The sequence below is a fragment of the Ekhidna algicida genome (assembly GCF_051379705.1).
Classification (GTDB): domain Bacteria; phylum Bacteroidota; class Bacteroidia; order Cytophagales; family Cyclobacteriaceae; genus Ekhidna.
In genome coordinates this window covers 2808337-2828040 of the sequence record NZ_CP179868.1, presented here as the reverse complement: position 1 = coordinate 2828040, position 19704 = coordinate 2808337, and the positions used below count along the sequence as shown (strand labels likewise).

Below are 19704 nucleotides of genomic sequence, written 5' to 3'. Positions count from 1 at the left end.
AAACAATTACCGGTTGATTTGTCTCTCACAAAAGAAAAATCGAATAAAAGAATCTTGGCAAAACCGACTTTAAATTCCTTCTAATTCGGTTAATTTAAGTATGCTATGGAGATTAATTGGTGGATTAATTCTCATCATTTCGTGTGAGTGTAGTTTCGGACAAACACCAGTGTCCGGGCGGTTGAATATTGTCAACCATGATTTCCAGGCAATTGAATCATTTAGCCTAAATGGTGAGTGGACATTCTATCCATCACAGTTTATTGATCCAAATAATGCGATAGGAGAAGCTCCCATAACTATTCAGGTACCTAATCGCTGGGAACAAAGCGGCCTTTCAGCGATGGGATATGGATCCTACTCCCTGACTATCATCAAAAACATAGACATTCAGCTGGCACTCAAGGTGCCTGACCTGTTTAGCGCCTACCATTTGTATGTCAATGGTCAATTACTGGCTAATATGGGTAAACCAGGAGAAAGCAAAGCAGCTGAGCAGCCCGGCAGAAAGCACAACCTGGTTTCACTTGCTCACATAAATAGCGACACATTAAATCTGGTGATTCACATCTCAAATTTTGTTCACAGCAAGGGGGGATTGGGCTCATCTATTACGCTGGGCACATTATCCAGCATGATGGATGAAAAGTTTGTGAACGATGTGTATGATGTATTTATGGCAGGATGTCTGGTTATGGGAGCATTCTTCTTTCTCGGCCTTTACTTGTATGGGCGGCGAGAGAAAATGGCTATGTACTTTTCCTTCTTTTGTGTGGTATACGCCTATCGAATCATTGGCTGGGGAAACTATGTTTTACACGACCTCATTGACATCCCCTATCGGATCGGGATGACCATCGAGTATAGTACCTTTTACCTGACAGCATTCTTTTTCTGTTTATACCTAAAACACCTCTTCCCGGAAGAGACACCAAAAAAAGTTGCCAACTTCTTCATTTACCTATCTCTCATTTGGACGTTGATGACGCTACTCCCGGTTCACATTTTCACACGATTAAATGAGCCTTTTCTATTGCTTGTTCTTTTTGGAATGTTTTTCGCAGGATTTGTTTACTTCCGTGCTATTATAAGTGGGAAAAAAGGTGCTAAATATTCTATTTATAGCACGATTGGGATTCTCATTGTATTCTGCATGAAATCACTTGCCTACCTCAATGTGGTTGAAGAAATTCTTTGGGTATCGATGTTAGGCCAGCTTATCTTCTTTCTCTTTCAATCGCTGATATTGTCTGAACATTTTACCCATTCATGGAGACTGGCCAAGCGAGAAGCTGAAAGTGCAGCAAAAGCAAAGTCTGACTTCTTGTCTATCATGAGCCATGAAATACGGACACCACTAAATTCTGTAATCGGAACCACCTATCATCTCATTGAAGAAAAGCCGCGTAAAGACCAGCTTGAGGAACTTAATAATCTAAAACACTCCTCTGAATACCTGCTCACGCTGCTCAACAATGTATTGGACTACAGTAAGATTGATGCAGGCAAGCTTGAGCTTGAACTAGTCAATGTCAATCTGAAGCAATTTTGTTCAAATATTTACAATGTGTTTAAGTCCATTGCCCAAGCAAAAAATATAACTCTCAATTTCAGCTATGACGACCGTATTCCTGCTATCGTTGAATTAGACAAAACCCGGGTAAATCAAATACTTACCAACCTACTTGGCAATGCCATCAAGTTTACCGATGAAGGGAGCGTAAACTTTATCGTTTCGAAAGGGATATTTGAAGACTCCAACATTGAGATAATCTTCAAAATAGAGGATACAGGAATCGGAATTAGTAATGACTTGAGAGGCAGAATTTTTCAATCATTCGAGCAGGCAAGCTCATCCACTACAAGAAAATATGGTGGTACAGGGCTTGGCTTATCCATCACTAAACAGCTGGTGGAGCAAATGGGATCAAAAATTTATCTCAATAGTGAACCTGGCAAAGGCTCTGTATTCTTTTTCTCCCTCGATCTGGCAATTAAAAAAGAACTTGATGCCATAATAAGTCCAGAAGAGCTGAAACTAACCGGCTATAAAGTACTATTGGTAGAAGACAATGATATGAATGTGCTCATAGCAAAAAGACTGCTGCAGAAATGGGAGATGAAAGTAGATGTAGCCGTAAATGGGGAAGAAGCCATAAAAAAAGTAGAATCATCTGATTACGACATTGTACTGATGGACCTTCAAATGCCGGTTATGGATGGATATGAATCCACAAGAATTCTTAGGAAAAAAGGATATCAGCTACCAATTCTTGCGCTTACGGCTTCAGCCATGTTTGAAAAAGCAACGAAAACCAGCAAAGCCGGATTGGATGGCGTAGTAACCAAACCATTCAATCCGCATGACCTCTTTGAAGCGATAGCTAATCAGCTTGGAGCTCGTAAATAAATGAGCATAAATACTAACTCTACATGTGGTAGAATTCAAAAATTGGTATATTCAACCCCAAAAATTACCGTATGGATTTTAGCTTATCGGAATGGTGGGATTCTTTGTCGTTGATCCAACAGATATATTGGGGATTTGCGATTCCTTCTACACTCCTATTTATCATTCAAACCCTACTCACATTTTTTGGGGCAGATTTTGATGCTGAAGGAGATGCAGATATCGATGTAGAATCAGATCATGGTGCCGGATTTCAGTTTTTCACACTAAAAAATTTCGTCGCATTCTTTACCATTTTTTCTTGGACAGGAATTGCATGCATCGATTCCGGGTTTACCTATGGCCTTACACTGGTCATTTCAATAGTAGCCGGCGTTGCAATGATGACACTTATGGCTGCCATATTCTATTATTTCAGCCGACTCACAGATAGTGGCACCATGTCAATCAAAAATGCTATTGGAAAAATTGGTGAAGTGTATTTACCTGTAAAGGCAAAACGTGCTAATATTGGAAGAGTCTCTATCAAGGTTCAAGGTTCCCTGCGTGAGTTGGAGGCCATCACAGATGACACCAAAGACTTGCCTATGGGCACAGTCATTGAGGTAACCAATATCATTGGAGATAATGTATTACTTATTACTAAATCAAAATAAATGTCAGGTTCTTTTGTAATAATTATTGGAGTAGTTGTTGTATTTATTTTCATACTACTCATTGGTTTATTTCAACGCTATAAAAGGTGTCCATCGGATCGTATACTAGTGGTATACGGAAAAGTGGGGAAAGGTACAGATGACCTTGGGCGATCTGCAAAGTGTATTCACGGTGGTGCAGCTTTTATCTGGCCGATCATTCAGGATTACGAATTTCTTGATTTAACTCCTATCTCTATCGAGGTAATGCTTACCAACGCATTAAGTAGGCAAAATATTCGTGTGGATGTACCATCTAGATTTACTGTTGGTATCTCCACCGAAGAAGGAATTATGACCAATGCAGCGGAAAGGCTATTAGGACTAGATCAGCAGAGTATTCATGATCTGGCGAAAGACATCATTTTCGGTCAGTTGAGATTGGTTGTAGCTACGATGGATATCGAGGAGATCAATAGCAACCGGGATAAGTTTCTTGCCAATGTTGCAAACAATGTGGAAGCTGAATTGAAGAAAATTGGTCTAAAACTCATCAACGTGAACGTAACGGATATCAAAGATGAGTCAGGTTACATAGAAGCACTTGGTAAGGAGGCGGCTGCCAAGGCAATTAACGATGCACGTAAGAGTGTGGCCGAAAAAGATAGAGATGGATCCATTGGTGAGGCCAATGCAGTTCAGGAACAGCGTGTGAAGGTTGCTTCTGCAGATGCCACGGCAGTTGAAGGTGAAAACCTTGCCAAAATAACAGTGGCGCAATCAGATGCTACTCGAAGAGAAAGAGAGGCAGAAGCACAAAGGCAGGCTATTGCAGCCGAAAAAGTGCAAAGTGCAAAGGCGCTGGAAGAAGCCTATGCAGCGGAGCAGGAGGCAGAAAATGCCAGAGCAGAGAGGGATCAGGCTAGTCAGACCGCCGATATAGTTATTCCAGCACGTATTGATAAGGAGAAAGTGGAAATAGATGCTGAAGCCCAAGCTGAGAATATCAGAAGAATTGCGAAAGGAGAGGCAGACGCAATTCTCTTTAAGAAGCAAGCTGAAGCAAAAGGTATATTCGAAGTATTGACTAAGCAAGCAGAAGGATTTAAGCAAATCGTAGAAGCAGCAGGTAAGAATTCTAAGGATGCCGTTCTACTCATAATCGCCGATAAAATGGATGAGCTGGTTAGGCTACAAACTGAAGCTATTAAGAATATCAAGATCGATAAAGTGACCGTCTGGGACAGTGGGAATGGAGAAGGTGAAAGAACGTCTACGGCAAACTTTATTTCAGGACTTTACAAATCAGTGCCTCCATTGCAAGAGATGTTTGATATGGCAGGAATGCAGCTACCTGAGTACTTAAAAGGAAAATCTCCTGAAGAAATCAAGCAGATGGCTAAGGAAGTGAAAGCTAAAAAGGCACCAGCCAAACCAAAGCCTCCAAAAGCCGAAGAATAGATTTAAACATAGAGCCCTCTTTTGAGGGCTTTTTTATTGTCAATGTCTCTATTCAATTCTCTTCTGAATTCTTCCGCCTTTATAAACGGAATTGATGGCCCTTGCACTCGTAATATCTTCCAGCGGGTTTGCATCAAGCAGAATCATGTCAGCAAGCTTACCTACTTCGATACTTCCCAGGCTATCTTCAGCATGCATCATTATCGCTGCATTCAATGTTCCCATTTTTATGATGTCTATAGGTTGAATGCCTCCCATTTCCATTAGCTGCATCTCTTCATGCAAGCTGTATCCATAAAAATTGAAATCATTACCCGCATCGGTACCAAGGACCATATTCAAACCCTCATCCATCAAAAACTGAATATCTTTTACCTGAGGAATGATGAAGTCCTCAAGCCCGTCTTTCTCGATCCCATATTCTCGCTGAAGCAACTTTGAATAAAATTCGGATTGCTCCCTTAACTCCTCCGTGATCTCGCCCTTAACTTCTTTATACATGGCAATCATACTTTCTTCATCAAACCATTCAAGGTTTCTAGGATACAAAAACGACTTATCGATCATTAATGTAGTAACCCATGAAACGTTCAGCTCCTTTGCTCTTTGAATGAGTGCCAAGTGGGCCGTGTCTTCAGGATTGATATTGACTCCTGTATAATGAACCAAATTCTGTGCTCCTCCATCAATTGCCATTCGTAGCTCTTCATTGTCACTCACATGAGCAAAGACTTCCAACCCATATTTACTCGCCTCATCGACCGTCTTAACAATAAACTCCTGTGGTATTCTCTCTACGAAAGGTGGAGCTGGTCCATCTTCAATAGTCAGTTTAATTCCTAATATTGGTTGCTTAGATACCTGTCCAACAAGTCGTGAAATCTGTGCGGTATCTCTTAGATAAAATACTGTTTCACCTTCCACCCATTTACTACTTGCATATGTCTTTACAGGATGGCGACCTTCCATGGTGAAATGATGGCTGCTATGAAAAACTCGTGGAGAAGGTATGGAATCTTGACTGCCAATCGCACGCATCTGAGCAAAAACCTCATCGTTGCATGAGCTTCCACCTGGAATGAATATGGATGTGATGCCATAATGCATCAGGACGGGAAACTCCTCTGAAAAATCTCCGGGATGCACATGACAGTCAAAAAGACCCGGGATAAGGAATTTGCTTGTGCCATCTACCACTCCTCCCTCTCCTTCGAGAGCTCCAGATTCAATTTTCACAATCAAACGATCTTTGACATACACATTTACTCCTTGTTGAATAGGAGTTCCTGTTCCATCTATGAGGTTGACATTGGTGATGATAAGGTCAAAAGAAGGTTTTTCCGAAACACCACAAGACAACAAGAGTAAGATCATGAACAAAGGAACAATGCGTTTCATAGCTTCACTTTTAAAATTTTGACAAGTCATAAAAAAACCATTTAGATTTAAATCATACAAATGGATGAACAAAAATCATCATTAGCACATCCATGATTCCTTCACCTAAATCAGATAACCAGAAGTAATCTGCCAAAAAATAGGTACCAAAAACAGCTGCTACTGAAAGAAGGTCAATAAGTACCATTTTGCGATGTTTTGCTAAATCAAAAACAAACAAAGCTACTGGCGGCAGTATCTGTAATCCTTTATTAAATATTTGACTGTTTTCCATTCCTAAATCAAATGAGATTCTGAAAATGGCTGCACTCATCAGCATCACCATGCATCCAAGCATCAGCCGTTTGTGTATAAAAGACTGCTTTCTATATCTAAATGCAAGCGCAAAAAAAAGATACCCGAAGGATAATCTAAAGACATTGTGTCCGACTCCATCAATGGAAGAAAAACCTGAATAGTACTTGTAGATAACTGGAAACAACCCTGTCGGTATCATCAAAATCATAACAAAAAGACCGAACAAACCCAATGACTTATGGAGCTTGTAATTCTTGGATCTGATTAAGAAAACCTGAACAACGTAAAGTGAAATCCAGATTGTGAAAACGACACCATGGATGACAAGATGAACAGGCAAGGGTTCCGCTTCTTCCACGAGCTTTAGTAAATAGAAAGAAGGTGCGAATCCCCAAAAAACGGTTAGTAAATACCAAATGGAAGTAGCCTGAAAAAACCGATTTTCTGCTTTACTAGTATTGTTCATATTACCCTGGCTTTTGATCTGTTTTCACCATAGGCCACCATACAAAAACCATCTCTGTGATTACTAGCGGATAGACCCAGCATACCCATTCGTAAAGCGTATATCGCATCATTTCGTCTTCGATAAACGGAAAAGCCGGAAACCCGAAAGCATCCAGTCGATTGAATACCCTAATCAATACGAAGGCCAACCCGAAGACATAGCTTCGAATCATAAACTTTCTATGATTGTCAATATCACGCTTTCTGATGCAAACCCAGGCTGCTATCGTCACAAACATCCATAGCATGGCAAGCACAAATAGAGAGGGTATTCCGCCCGGCAATGGATAGCCATTGAACAAGAGGTAAAACACCGTGACTGCTCCCAGCAAAGAACCCCCGATGTAAACTTTACCCAAGGTGCGGTGGGTGGAAGGATACTTTTTTCTGAACCTGGGCCAAAGTTGAAGTGGGCCAATAAACAGCGTGCAAAATGCTCCAGCAAAATGGGCGATCAGCCAGGGCTCGATAGCTAACTTCCTTGGTTCCAGAATCCGGAGAAAATAAGGAGTCACACTTTCCAGGTAGAAATATAGACTCAATAGAATGAGAAGTACCCAGCCGGATATTTTTAGAAATGTTTTCATACAATAGGTGGCTTCAGAAAATTACTTCAATACCATTCTCTGACTATGTATTCTTTCCCGGCCATTCCAAATGTCTACCCAATAAACTCCCCTTGATAATGAAGATATATCGAGGGTATTACTTCGTTCCGAAAATTTTAATTCTGCTACTTTTTTTCCTGAAAGATCTATAAAGGTGATCGACCATCCCAGACCTGCCGGCAAGCCATCAATGTGGAGCTGTCCATAGGATGGGTTGGGGTAGACTGACAGATTTTCAATGCTGACGGCACTCAAGGGATTGGGGTTCGTTTCGTTGACAGTAAGTGAGGCTTCATCGCTTGGTATGGTACCACAATCATTCGTGACATTGCAGAGGTAGGTGCCTCCATCTGAAAGGCTAACCGAGGTAAGTGAAAGTGTACTGGAGGTGGCTCCAGAGATACCCACTCCATCTTTTTGCCATTGGTAGGTTAGATTTTCGCCAGTGGCCGTGACTGAAAAGTTGACGGCAGCTCCTTCATCTACAGTTTGGTCACCGGGCTGGCTTGTTATGGATGCAGCTGATACAATACTTGCTACGACCTCCGTGCGAGCACTCTCGCAAACTCCGTTAGTAATGGAAACATAGTAGCTAGTGGTTGCAGAAAGTGTAGGCGTAGTATAGGTGCCGTTTACTGCTCCTGAAATTGCAGTTCCCCCGGTAGGGACATCATACCATCGATAGTTGCCATTTGATCCGCCTGAAGCGGTTAGCTCTACAGTTTCTGCAGTGCATCCAGAGTTTCCGTTAGTGGTAGGCTGTGAAGGCGTTGCATTTACATTTAGCGTAAAGCTCAAACCATCGGATCCACAGCTATTGGTTACCTGCACACTGTAGAGGCCGGCATCTGTTTCACTGATAACATCTATCATTAGCGAGTTTGAATCTTCACCTGTGATTGGGTCTCCATCTTTAGACCATTGATAATCCAAATCATCACCAGAAGCTGTCACGCTCAATGTGGTACTCTCTCCTACACACAATGTTGGTGGGTTGCCGGAACTTCCCGTGATCACTGGCTCATCACATCCAGCTTCAGTATTGTTGAGCAACACCCATATTCCGTTGTAATTGACATCTGTGGATGCAATATCGGGCAGGCCATCATGGTTAAAATCATGAATCAAAGCTTTGAACCCGCCAAGCGAACCTGCATCCTGTTCCCATGAATCTACAACGCTCAAAGATTCATTGAGCGAATGAACAATAACTGCACCTGCGCCAAAGGAACTCGATACGCTCTGAGATGCTGTTATGACATCCGGCTGGCCATCCACATCCATATCTTCTATCAAAAAATGTGTGGTGCCTCCAATGCCACTAATTGGTTGAACTGAGAATGTTCCATCTCCTGCCCCCAGTAGAACATTATTGGAGTTGGCTACTGAAATATCTATGTGAGAATCGTTATTGATATCACCAAGTTCTAGCCAGGAAGCATCGCCTGTGTCGTAGTTTGCATCGTTAGAAAAATTACCAGCTCCATCTCCGATAAAAATCACTACCTCCCCCAGGGAATTCTGGCTGACAGCCACATCCATATCTCCATCTTCATCGGCATCCAGCGCGCGAACATCGTAAACCGAAGAGGTCAGGTCGGTATATACCGGCGAAGCAAACCCACCCATTCCATCGCCGGCGAAGAAGCCAAAATTATTGCCAGAACCACCTGATACTACTATATCCAAGTGATTATCATTGTTAAAATCAGCAGTATCAAAATTGAGAGACGTGGAGGATGTTGCAAAATTAGAGCCCGCAGTAAAGTTTCCTTCCCCGTCTCCCAAATGGAGCCGCATGTTATCTGAGTTCCAATTGAGCGTAATCAGATCCAGATGGTCGTCTTCATTGAAGTGACCGGTCAATAAATCCCTCGGGTCATCTCCGGTAGCGAGTGCGACCGGAAGTGTGAACCTCCCCAGACTATTTCCAAATATCAATACAAGCTGGTCATCTTCATGGCTGGTAGCTGCCAGATCCATTTCCCCATCCTCATCAAAATCTCCCTTGACCAGCGCATATGCACCTTCATAATTTCCTTCGAGTGGCAATATGGGATATTGGATGGGGGCGTTGAAAAAACCGTCTCCATTATTTTTCAAAACCGTCAAAAATTGGTCTGAAGACAGACTGCCAATAGCGCCTGCAACGAGTATATCCATATCTGAATCATTGTCAACATCAGCTATCAGCAACGTCCCCTGGCTTCCTGCCATCATATGGTATTTCACATCATAAGTTAATACCCCTGAGCCATCTCCTTTTGCTGTGTAGATGGCAAAATCACGTGTAAAGAATACTGCATCATCATTTTCATCACCATCCAGATCGCCTGTGTGTCCAGGGCCTTCGCAATAGCTGATATTGGTTGGTGTGCCAAAACTTCCTAAACCGTCTCCTAGTACAGTAATGAATGCAGAGGAGCTATTTCCTGAAATATCCGGGTTGTCGTCATTGTTGAGATCGGCTAGTTCTATTTTAGTAGCGAAGAAATTATCTACTGTATTTGTGGTAGGGAATGTCCCGTCACCTTCACCTAACAGAACCATCAGATTATCATCCAGCGTATTTACCACCGCAATATCCAGGTGCTCGTCATCATCAAACAATCCTGAAACGATATCCCAAGGTGATTCTCCAACGCTGATAAAGCTCGGAGTGCCAAAGCTGCCTGACCCATCGCCTGCAAGTATGGAGATGTTATCGCCATCCCTGTTGGCAGTAATTATATCGGGAAAAGCATCTGCATTAAAATTGCCGGCTACCAGTCCGTATGGAGTGGTGTCTGTACCTGTGGTAAAATAAGCAGGGCTTCCAAAATTCCCTTCCCCATCTCCGAGCAACACAGCTATTTGATCCAAATTGTCTATCGTGACAATTAAATCCAGGTGATCGTCTCCATTGATATCTGCTGTTATTACCTCTTGAGGTCCATCCGTCAGGTCAATATCCGTTCGGTCTGAATAACCTCCCGATTTATCATTGATAAGTATGCTTAGGCTTTCACTGTTCGAGTCTGAGTTTCCTGTTACCAGATCAATGAAGCCATCTTCATTGAAATCTCCCAGCGCCATTGATGTTGGGGCGTAATCTACCTGATACGTGTCAGGCGTTTGAAAGGAAGTTTGAGCTGAAGTGAAGATTGCAAGTAAAAGGCAAGGAATTGAAATGAGCGTTTTCATATGCATCGATTAAGGTGGTACTAAAGTCAAGAATTAGTATTTGAATGGATATAAAAGATGTATCAACCTTTTATCCTTATGTAACCTTTCCCTCTTTTCTGGCTATCTGAGAGGGCACCAGACCATGAACTTCCTTAAAGGCCTTCGTGAAATAGGGCAAACTGGAAAAGCCTACAGCATACGCTACCTGAGAAACTGGCTCTCCTTTTTCGAGCAATATTCTTGCCTTGAAAAGGCGGTAGTGTCTCACAAATCCTGTGGCTGACAAACCGGTGAGCGCTTTTAGTTTTCGGTGAAGCTGCATGCGACTCATTGCCACTTCTTTCGTGAAGTCGTCCACATTAAACGCATCATTGGAAAGATGATTTTGTACAATCTGCTCACATTTTGCGACGAAGGGGTGTCTATCAGGAGGTTTGTTTAACCCATCTCCGATGCTCTTATATTTTTCACGTAATTTCTCCCGAAGAGCAATCAGATTACCAGCAACAGCTTTTAGTTCGTCTGGCTCGAAAGGTTTAGTGATACAGGCATCCGCTCCGTGCTGAATACCATCCATTTTAGTTTGTTGATCTGAACGGGCAGTAAGAAGAATGATCGGGATATGATTGCTCTTTTCGTCTTGTTTGAGTGTCCGACATACTTCCAATCCACTTGTTTCATCCATCATGATATCACTAACCACCAGGTCAGGGATGGTTTCCATGGCGATCGATATGCCTTCTCTTCCATTTGAGGCCGCATAAATATTGAATGTTTCCTTAAATAATCCTTGCAAATAAGATCTAAGGTCATCATTGTCTTCAATGATCAATAGGTTCTGCTTCTCTTCAGAGTAAGCTGTTTCGTGGTGCAGTACTTGATTTTCTGCTGCTTCATATGTCTTCTGATTTGAAGACTGTGGTGATGTATATTCAGCTGGCAAGGTCACGGCGAAAGAGGTACCTTTTCCCAATGTGCTCTCAACGCTAATCTTACCATCAGCCTTTTCTACAAGTTCGTGCGTTAGTGCAAGGCCGATCCCTGTCCCTGAGGCTTTTGGCCCGTCAACCTGGTAGAACCGGTCAAAAATCAACTTCTGATCCTCCGAAGAAATCCCTGGGCCACTATCTGCAACCTGAATACTCAGCCAATTATCAAATACTACCTTAAAGTGAATCTTGCCATTGACTGGCGTAAACTTAAAGGCATTGCTCAACAGATTGTTGCATATCTTTTTTACCAGATCAGGATCGAATACCAGCCATTGCTCTTCTTCAGGAATATCTACTTCAAATGAAATTTCTTTCATTTCAGCCAACGATTCAAACGAAGCTGCAATTACCCGAAAGAACCGGGAAGGGTCAATTGCTTCCGGATTCAGTTCGATTTTGTTTTTCTCTAGCTTGGCTAGATCCAGAAGCTGCTTTATCAGCTCATCCAGATTTTTCGCACTGCTAAGTACACTACTAAGCAACGTTCTGTCTTCATCGTTCAGCTCCTTTTTCATACGATCCTTCAAGGGTGCCATTATCAAGCTCAATGGTGTTCTAAACTCATGAGAAAGATTTTCAAAAAAAGTTGATTTAAGTCTGTCAAGCTCTCTGAGCCGCACGTTGGTTACTTGCTTTATGCGGTACTGATTTATGATCAGGCCCAAAACCAATAGAATGATGATGGCGAGGATAATCAGTCCATTTCGCTCATTTTGCCTTTTGGCGATGGCCAGCTCCTGAAGTTCATTTTCGGTTTCTAATAACGCAATTGTTTTTTGTTGAGCTTCATTTTGATATTTCGCTTCAATTTCCTGGGTGAGTTTAGCGCGCTCATTGTTGAGCAATGAATCGGCTAATGCATTGCCTTTTTCTCTATAGGTAATGGATTTCATAGGTTCTCCAAGGGCAGCATATATCAATGATAAGTAACTATAGCTGCGGCTTGCCAGAGGTAAATCCCGTAGCGACTCGGTCTCTTTCACAAGCTCAATGCCTAAACGCTCGCCTTCTGCGAAATTACCTTTCATAAAATGAACACGGACCAAACCGTAAAGCGATAGCGCTTTTAAATTCTTGTCCTTGATTTCCGCTGCTATTACCAATCCTTTTTGAAAATAATAGCTGGCTGAATCAAGGTTTGAAATAGCACTTAATGATGTGAAGACATTTCCCAGGTTATTATACACCCTTCCTGTACCCAGTTTATCTCCCAATTCTTTTTTGATGTTTAGCGCCTTTCGCTGATAAATAATGGCACTATCGTATGCTTTTAATGATAAGTAGGTGTCTCCCAAATTGGTTAGGATAGCCGAAATGCCCGGCTTGAAGTTCAGCTCCTTTACAAGGCTTAATGCTTCCTTGTAATACTTGAGAGACAGATCATACTGCATCTGATAATTGTAAATGGAGGCCAAGTAGTTTTTTATTCTAGCTTGCGTATTTCTGTCGCCCAGTTCCTCGGCAATGGCTAATGTTTCAAAGTAATTGGAGACGGCCATTTCATAGTTTGAAACGTTATGCAAAAGTCTTGCTTTCTCCAACTTGGCATATGAGAGAATTTTTCGGTAGTTCGTTCTGTGGCAAATGGCTATTGCCGAGTCAAGCTCGGCATTCGCGAGTTCTGTTTCATTCTTCTGGATGTATACTGTGGCTGTCCGGAATTTAGCTCTAGCCAGTAAGTTTTCTACTTTCAACTCTCTTGAAAGCGACTGTGCTTTCATGGCATACTTGAGTGCTGAATCGTAGTTTATCCGATTGTATTTAATGGTCAGCTGTACGTACGCTATCACCTTCAAGCTGTCAGAGTCATTGAAAGCCGCCTCCCTTTTCAGGCTGTCCAGCTCCGTTTGACTATTGCCTGCGAATGACAGAAATAAGATACATAAGGCCAAAATATTCCTCACTTGGACGTCTTGAATGGTGGATTTGCATCATTAAGTTAATCTATAATTTACAGATCACATTTTTCAAATCCACATTATCCTCGCACGTCTGTTTGGCCTGAAAGGGAAGTGGCTACTGAACCTTTGAAGCGGTATAGCTAAAGTAATTCTTTAGCCAGGTTTCCCCTCCATCATACGAGCGATCCATCTTCCATTTATACTGCTCATCGGAGATATCATAAAAGGTGATCTTCTCCAGGTACTCGCCTCGCTGGTCTTTGCCTTTTCCGTCAAAATAGAAATTGCCGTCTTTGTATTCGCCCACCATTTGTGTGGTAACTGAAAAGTTATTTCCTAGCCAGAGCATCTCCCACTGTTTTTCGCCCTCATTATATGTTCGTATGGTGGTGCCGAAGCAAATCATATTTCCACTTTGATCTTTATAAAAGAAGTCATCCTTGTGGGATGTTTCGTTGAAAAGAAGCGTACACTTAGTGAAAAAAGTCTGGTTGGTGGTGTAGGTTCCGTCGGGATTCATAGAGCTGGCATCAAACTGCCAATCACCTACCATGAAGTCCATTTTGTCAAATTCTTTTTCCTGTGCCTGGATACAAAAGCATAGCAGACTCATAATTAATGATAGGTTTGGTTTCATAGGTTTGTGTTTAGAGTAAAAACATTCTTAACACCTAAACACCTCGCCGTACATCATTGCAAATGACCTTACACTCTTCAAATTTAGCCTGCCAGTTTATTTACTTTTCTTCAGTAAGTTTTCCTCCAAAAGTGATTTAATAATGCGTGCCCAACCACTTCAAACGATGATTTTGCAATAATCGTATCAGATTTAATTAAATATTAGTAAACACCTGATTTACCAAATTATTTTTTAGTGGTCAAGTCTTTTTAAGGTGACTAACATTCAAATTTCACCTTTTTAACTAAACATCAATTTTCAAAACATTCTAAAAGTTATGGTAGTAATTAATTTTCTAAAAATAGTTATGTGTAAGCTTTTTAAAATTCGCAGAGACTTTTTAAGAAGTTATAAGTATGATAGCATTAAGCAGTTTTATGGAAACGTCTGCGCAGACATTGGTGCGGGTACCGGTTGGTTTAGCGATTACCTTGATAGAAATGGTCACAAAACAATTCCGCTGGACGTGGTTGATCAGTCAGAATCAGGTGTAAATATCAAGTTGTTCGATGGTCGAAAAATCCCATTGCTGAGCAAGAGCGTTGACACTTCTCTATTCCTATTTGTATTGCATCATACCAACAGCCAGATTCAATTACTTAGAGAAGCCATCCGAATTTCCAGAAACCATATTGTAATTGGAGAAGATATTGTAGAGTCGAAGCTCGATGCGCTTCTAGGGAACATTCATCTGAATACATCTCCCTGGGCCAAGGGTGATTCGTTCCGATCAGAAATCGGCTGGTTGAGGTTATTCAGAAAACTGAAATTGAAAGTTGTAAAGACGATCAGAATACCTTGCGATGCGTATCCGGTGTATCCTGTTACGCGGTGCATTTTTGTATTGAAAGTTGGGTGATGTGCTCAAACAAAAAAACCCTTCTCGATTTCTCGAGAAGGGTTATTCAATCTATATCCAGGGTAAAAATCAGATAGATTCAACCGCCGAGGGCGGCTATTTCTTCTCTTCTTCTACCTCTTCGAATTCTACATCAGAAACATCGTCTGCCGAACCATTTTCTGAAGCACCGGCAGCTGGATCAGCGCCTTCTGCACCAGCTTCCGCTCCGCCAGCTTCCTGCTGTGCTGCATACATCTCCTGAGAGGCTGCCTGCCATGCATTGTTCATCGCTTCAAGTGCCGCATCGATCTCCGCAAGATCTTGCTTACCATGTGCTTCTTTCAGCTTAGTTAATGCACCTTCTATCGCAGTTTTGTTGCCTTCAGAAAGCTTGTCCCCAAACTCTTTCAATTGCTTCTCTGTCTGGAAGATCATTGAGTCTGCCTGGTTCACTTTCTCCACTTTCTCTTTGGCTTCTTTATCTGCTTCCGCATTTGCTTCAGCTTCTTGCTTCATCTTCTCGATTTCCTCATCAGTCAATCCTGACGATGCCTCGATTCTGATTTTCTGCTCTTTACCTGTGCCTTTGTCTTTCGCACTTACATTCAGGATACCATTTGCATCGATATCGAATGTCACCTCAATCTGAGGTACACCTCTCGGCGCTGGTGGAATGCCATCCAGGTGGAACTTACCGATCGACTTGTTGTCTTTCGCCATTGGTCGTTCACCCTGAAGAACGTGGATCTCAACTGACGGCTGGTTGTCAGCAGCAGTCGAGAACGTCTCAGACTTTTTGGTAGGAATCGTGGTGTTAGACTCGATCAATTTCGTAGATACACCTCCCATGGTTTCGATACCCAGAGATAGTGGAGTAACGTCGAGAAGGAGCACATCCTTCACTTCACCAGTCAATACGCCACCTTGAATCGCAGCACCGATAGCCACAACCTCATCCGGATTTACACCTTTGGAAGGCTTCTTACCGAAAAACTTCTCAACTTCTTCCTGAATTTTAGGGATTCGTGTAGAACCACCAACCAAGATTACTTCGTCAATTTCTGAAGTAGATAGACCTGCATCTTTCAAAGCAGCTTCCACCGGCTTCATTGATCGTCTCACCAAATCGTCAGCTAATTGCTCAAACTTCGCTCGAGTCAATTTTCTTACCAAGTGCTTTGGCACACCGTCTACAGGCATGATGTATGGCAAGTTGATTTCCGTTTCAGAAGAGCTTGAAAGCTCAATTTTTGCTTTCTCAGCAGCTTCCTTCAATCGTTGAAGTGCCATTGGATCTTTTCTCAAGTCAATGTTTTCATCGCTCAAAAACTCCTCAGCCAACCACTTGATGATCACACCATCAAAATCGTCTCCACCTAAGTGCACATCGCCATTTGTAGACTTCACTTCAAATACGCCTTCACCTAGCTCCAGGATTGAAATATCGAATGTACCACCACCAAGGTCATACACTGCTATTTTCATGTCCTGATCTTTCTTATCCAGACCGTAAGCCAATGCCGCAGCAGTAGGCTCGTTGATGATTCTTTTTACATCAAGACCTGCAATCTGCCCCGCTTCTTTGGTAGCCTGACGCTCTGCATCGTTGAAGTATGCAGGCACTGTTACTACAGCTTCCTTCACTTCCTGTCCAAGGAAATCCTCAGCTGTAGATTTCATTTTTTGAAGAATCATCGCAGAAATCTCCTGTGGAGTATACATTCTGTCGCCGATCTTCACACGTACTGTGTCATTGCTTCCAGACTCCAGTCCGTAAGACACATTCTTCATTTCTGCTTTTACCTCAGAAAACTTCTTACCCATGAATCGCTTCACAGAGCTTACTGTATTCTGAGGATTGGTGATCGCTTGCCTTTTGGCAGAGTCACCCACTTTTCTTTCGCCCTTACCATCATCGAGAAATGCCACGATAGATGGGGTCGTCCTTCTTCCTTCGCTATTCTGGATCACTACCGGCTCATTCCCCTCCATTACTGAGACGCAAGAGTTGGTAGTTCCTAAGTCGATACCTATGATTTTTCCCATTTCTATGATTTATCTATTGTTCGTTTATTCAAGTTTCACTTTTGATTTATCAATGGATGTGCCAAAGGAAAAATTGTGACACATTGACAGGCGACACAGTCGCTTTTTGCAAACAACCTGAAAAAATGGTAGTAAAATCCTCATTCTTGAGAAAAATGGCAGCAATTTGTCGCCCGTTTAAGGTCTAAATAATCCATTAAGCATTAAATTTTTTACTGTATTAAATAGACGCGTTAGCAGTGTAGACTATCATCATTAAAAAAATGAACTTCAACCTAAGTTTTAATAATCGTCTTTTAATCACTGGAATATCTACTCTGGCATTTTGCTTGATTCTGCTTCAAGAATATTTGAACGGAGGTGTAGCCACACACTATTTGCTTCACGATAAAGATTTACCTGGTTTTTCCAATTGGTTGGGATTGCTGACGATCCCAGCAATGACATGGATTACGCTCATTCTGATCAAAAATCAATCATCAGCTTCCACATTTGTGGACCGAATTCAATTTCGTTTTTTTGGAGCTGCACTTCTATTTGGCATCATTATGTCACTTTCCTGGAATTTCGGCTTAGAAAACCTCATGCTCTACATGATGTTGGGCGGCATCTTATTGTCTCTTTTCATTCTGCTGTATCGGCCAGAGATTTTCTTGGGATTTGTCTTGGGAATGATGCTCACATTTGGAGCCATTTTACCCATAATCATCGGAGTGGTTTTGTTTATCCTATTTATGATTGCTCATGCAATTAAAAATGGCGTACTCTTTTTGAGTAAAAAAGCATAAGTTATTCTTCTCCATTGTCATACCTGTTCTTAATCATTCGAATGACCAATAACAGAATGAAAACCACCACAATAGCAACAATGAGCACGTTCCTTGCGTCTTGATGCGTGAGGCCAGTTTCTCCCGAATCAATGATTTGATAGATAATGAAGCCAAGCACCAGGTAGAGGACGTAACGGGAGGATTTTCGCATGCTGTGAAAGTAAAAAACACCAACCTAAATAGATTGGTGTTTCTAAAATCATTTACGCGTTCCAGTGACAGATCTATCTAATTGATAAAATACAATCTTCTCATCCATGATTTTTAAGGTGGCTGATTTTTCACCATAAGGAAGACCATCGAGGTAGTATAAATTATTTCCAATCGGATACGCCAGCATCTCCATCTGCCTATCTATATCATAATTTCCATCCTCGAAAATCCCTTGAATCTTATCCTCTTCATCAAAATAGACGATAAGGTCAAGTATGCCCTCAGTTCCCTTCATGCGTAGCAAGCCATGCCCTTCCTCTACATAATATGGAATAATCTGAGTCATCTTGCCCACTTGCTTTTTCATCATTCGCATCCCAACAGACATCAACCCGGAATACATCACGAATTTCATTTCTCCGTCGCAATGACTTGCTAAACTCCAATATTTTCCCTTTTGAAGCAGTTTGGCTATCTCAATCATTTTCAGCGTCTGATCATCTTCACCATTCAGTGGTGTATTAAAGATCATTCGTGAAGGATATGTGCTACTGGCAGATACTACAAGACTTGTATCATTCTTTTCTACTTCGACAATCTCTTCTCCAACTAAATAACCACCAGTTGTCAACTGTCCACTTTTAATCGCAGGCAAAACGTCAACTGCTTCTCCATCCATTGATGCCCAGGTTTTACTGACCAACTCCCGCACATAGTCTGCACTTTTTCCGAACATCCGAATGTCTTCAAAACTTCTGTTTGTTAAAATCACTATATGATCTTGAGTGTTCGGATTGAAGCTGAGGAAACTGATAAAACCCGCATTTCCGCCATCGTGCTGAATGTGATCTTGCTCAAATTGCCAGCCATATCCGTAACCTGCATTTGTGTGTGATTTCAAAAAAGACTCTCTGAGGTCGTCATCCAGGAATTCTTCAGAAGTAATAACATAAACCCATTTAGATAGGTCGTCGACTGTGGAATAAACACCTCCAGCACCTTTTAGCCATGACCTGTGATAAATAGGCGCTGGTTTTAAAAGATCATTTCTATACCCGTAAAATGGGTTTGCAGCATGTGTATCTCTGGTAAACGATGTGCTGTTCAAACCATATTTATCGAACATGTTCTCCATGTAATCTTCGTATGTTAGACCAGATACCTGCTCAATAATTGTGGCTAATAAAACATAGCCAGAGTTGCTGTAGCTAAACTCTTCGCCTGGTGAAAAAAGTAATTTCGCATCCTTGAAGCGCGCGATAAGATCCTCCAATGCTATCGCTGTTTCCTTAGGAAAGAAGATTTCTAATCCTTGTTCAGTTTGGTACAAGCTCGGAACGCCGGAAGTATGTGTGAGAAGTTGATGGATCGTAACCTTTTTCCATCGGTCCGATGCATGTGAACCTAAATGTTTATTAACTGGATCCCGAAGCTTCAACTTATCTTTCTGAACCAAATGAAGTATGGCTGCAGCTGTAAATTGCTTAGTAAGAGATCCAATATCAAATCGGGTGTTGAGTTCAATAGGATTTTCCCGATCCTTGTTCCCATAAGATTTTTTGAATACTACACTGTCAGCTTGCTTGATTAACGCAACACCATTAAAATGTTGATAAGAAGCCTCCCTATTATACAGTTTTTTGAGTTGTCCATGGCACATAGCTGACCACCCAAACATTAGAATCATTAGTAATTTTTCCATTGTATTTGATTTTTGATTTAACAATATTCGTGGGTATGATGCAAGCCGCAAGGCACAGGAAACATGCCTGGGACAAACG

General features: G+C 41.8%; 14 protein-coding genes. 5 read left to right on the top strand and 9 right to left on the bottom strand.

Annotation, left to right across the window (positions count from 1 at the left end; translation table 11 throughout):
* Nucleotides 1-100: 100 nt before the first annotated feature.
* From ACL8WY_RS12435 to ACL8WY_RS12425, 3 genes are all read left to right on the top strand, one after another.
* The gene (locus ACL8WY_RS12435; protein WP_436515082.1) at nucleotides 101-2410 is read left to right on the top strand and encodes a response regulator; all 2310 of its coding nucleotides are present in this window, start codon (nucleotides 101-103) and stop codon (nucleotides 2408-2410) included.
* Between the two features lie 71 nt (nucleotides 2411-2481).
* Nucleotides 2482-3066 carry a hypothetical protein gene (locus tag ACL8WY_RS12430; RefSeq protein ID WP_436515081.1) on the top strand — a complete coding sequence of 195 codons (585 nt, stop codon included), beginning with the start codon at nucleotides 2482-2484 and terminating at the stop codon, nucleotides 3064-3066.
* Complete coding sequence (locus tag ACL8WY_RS12425; RefSeq protein WP_436515080.1) at nucleotides 3067-4506, top strand: flotillin family protein; 1440 nt, start codon at nucleotides 3067-3069, stop codon at nucleotides 4504-4506. It abuts the gene before it with no gap.
* A 48-nt stretch (nucleotides 4507-4554) separates the two neighbouring features.
* Here ACL8WY_RS12425 and ACL8WY_RS12420 read toward each other — a convergent pair whose 3' ends face one another.
* From ACL8WY_RS12420 to ACL8WY_RS12395, 6 genes are all read right to left on the bottom strand, one after another.
* Entirely contained in the window at nucleotides 4555-5904 is a 1350-nt protein-coding gene (locus ACL8WY_RS12420; RefSeq protein WP_436515079.1) for an amidohydrolase family protein, read from the bottom strand.
* 52 nt (nucleotides 5905-5956) lie between these two features.
* Nucleotides 5957-6667: a hypothetical protein gene (locus ACL8WY_RS12415; protein ID WP_436515078.1), complete on the bottom strand. Its 711-nt coding sequence runs from the start codon at nucleotides 6665-6667 to the stop codon at nucleotides 5957-5959.
* Nucleotide 6668: 1 nt separating this feature from the next.
* Nucleotides 6669-7295, bottom strand: a complete 627-nt coding sequence (locus ACL8WY_RS12410; protein WP_436515077.1) for a DUF2306 domain-containing protein — start codon at nucleotides 7293-7295, stop codon at nucleotides 6669-6671.
* Nucleotides 7296-7316: 21 nt separating this feature from the next.
* Entirely contained in the window at nucleotides 7317-10499 is a 3183-nt protein-coding gene (locus ACL8WY_RS12405) for an FG-GAP-like repeat-containing protein (protein WP_436515076.1), read from the bottom strand.
* A 76-nt stretch (nucleotides 10500-10575) separates the two neighbouring features.
* Nucleotides 10576-13377, bottom strand: a complete 2802-nt coding sequence (locus ACL8WY_RS12400; RefSeq protein ID WP_436515075.1) for a tetratricopeptide repeat protein — start codon at nucleotides 13375-13377, stop codon at nucleotides 10576-10578.
* A gap of 112 nt (nucleotides 13378-13489) precedes the next feature.
* Nucleotides 13490-14011, bottom strand: a complete 522-nt coding sequence (locus ACL8WY_RS12395; protein ID WP_436515074.1) for a hypothetical protein — start codon at nucleotides 14009-14011, stop codon at nucleotides 13490-13492.
* Nucleotides 14012-14360: 349 nt separating this feature from the next.
* Between ACL8WY_RS12395 and ACL8WY_RS12390 the strand changes: the two genes are divergently transcribed.
* A complete protein-coding gene (locus ACL8WY_RS12390; RefSeq protein WP_436515073.1) occupies nucleotides 14361-14912 on the top strand; it encodes a methyltransferase domain-containing protein in 552 nt (183 codons plus the stop codon).
* Between the two features lie 96 nt (nucleotides 14913-15008).
* Here the strand turns inward: ACL8WY_RS12390 and dnaK are convergent, their stop codons facing one another.
* Nucleotides 15009-16940, bottom strand: coding sequence for a molecular chaperone DnaK (gene dnaK, locus ACL8WY_RS12385; RefSeq protein WP_436515072.1), 1932 nt, complete (start codon nucleotides 16938-16940; stop codon nucleotides 15009-15011).
* Between the two features lie 263 nt (nucleotides 16941-17203).
* Here dnaK and ACL8WY_RS12380 point away from each other — a divergent pair, with 263 nt between their 5' ends.
* On the top strand, nucleotides 17204-17728 hold the full coding sequence (locus ACL8WY_RS12380) for a hypothetical protein (RefSeq protein WP_436515071.1): 525 nt from the start codon (nucleotides 17204-17206) through the stop codon (nucleotides 17726-17728).
* Between the two features lies 1 nt (nucleotide 17729).
* Here ACL8WY_RS12380 and ACL8WY_RS12375 read toward each other — a convergent pair whose 3' ends face one another.
* Nucleotides 17730-17921: a hypothetical protein gene (locus tag ACL8WY_RS12375; protein WP_436515070.1), complete on the bottom strand. Its 192-nt coding sequence runs from the start codon at nucleotides 17919-17921 to the stop codon at nucleotides 17730-17732.
* Between the two features lie 48 nt (nucleotides 17922-17969).
* The gene (locus tag ACL8WY_RS12370; protein WP_436515069.1) at nucleotides 17970-19625 is read right to left on the bottom strand and encodes a serine hydrolase domain-containing protein; all 1656 of its coding nucleotides are present in this window, start codon (nucleotides 19623-19625) and stop codon (nucleotides 17970-17972) included.
* Nucleotides 19626-19704 lie beyond the last annotated feature (79 nt).

Coding starts and splice junctions, on each gene's coding strand:
- ACL8WY_RS12435 (WP_436515082.1), top strand. CDS start 101: ATGCTATGGAGATTAATTGGTGGATTAATTCTCATCATTTCGTGTGAG.
- ACL8WY_RS12430 (WP_436515081.1), top strand. CDS start 2,482: ATGGATTTTAGCTTATCGGAATGGTGGGATTCTTTGTCGTTGATCCAA.
- ACL8WY_RS12425 (WP_436515080.1), top strand. CDS start 3,067: ATGTCAGGTTCTTTTGTAATAATTATTGGAGTAGTTGTTGTATTTATT.
- ACL8WY_RS12420 (WP_436515079.1), bottom strand. CDS start 5,904: ATGAAACGCATTGTTCCTTTGTTCATGATCTTACTCTTGTTGTCTTGT.
- ACL8WY_RS12415 (WP_436515078.1), bottom strand. CDS start 6,667: ATGAACAATACTAGTAAAGCAGAAAATCGGTTTTTTCAGGCTACTTCC.
- ACL8WY_RS12410 (WP_436515077.1), bottom strand. CDS start 7,295: ATGAAAACATTTCTAAAAATATCCGGCTGGGTACTTCTCATTCTATTG.
- ACL8WY_RS12405 (WP_436515076.1), bottom strand. CDS start 10,499: ATGAAAACGCTCATTTCAATTCCTTGCCTTTTACTTGCAATCTTCACT.
- ACL8WY_RS12395 (WP_436515074.1), bottom strand. CDS start 14,011: ATGAAACCAAACCTATCATTAATTATGAGTCTGCTATGCTTTTGTATC.
- ACL8WY_RS12390 (WP_436515073.1), top strand. CDS start 14,361: ATGTGTAAGCTTTTTAAAATTCGCAGAGACTTTTTAAGAAGTTATAAG.
- dnaK (WP_436515072.1), bottom strand. CDS start 16,940: ATGGGAAAAATCATAGGTATCGACTTAGGAACTACCAACTCTTGCGTC.
- ACL8WY_RS12380 (WP_436515071.1), top strand. CDS start 17,204: ATGAACTTCAACCTAAGTTTTAATAATCGTCTTTTAATCACTGGAATA.
- ACL8WY_RS12375 (WP_436515070.1), bottom strand. CDS start 17,921: ATGCGAAAATCCTCCCGTTACGTCCTCTACCTGGTGCTTGGCTTCATT.
- ACL8WY_RS12370 (WP_436515069.1), bottom strand. CDS start 19,625: ATGGAAAAATTACTAATGATTCTAATGTTTGGGTGGTCAGCTATGTGC.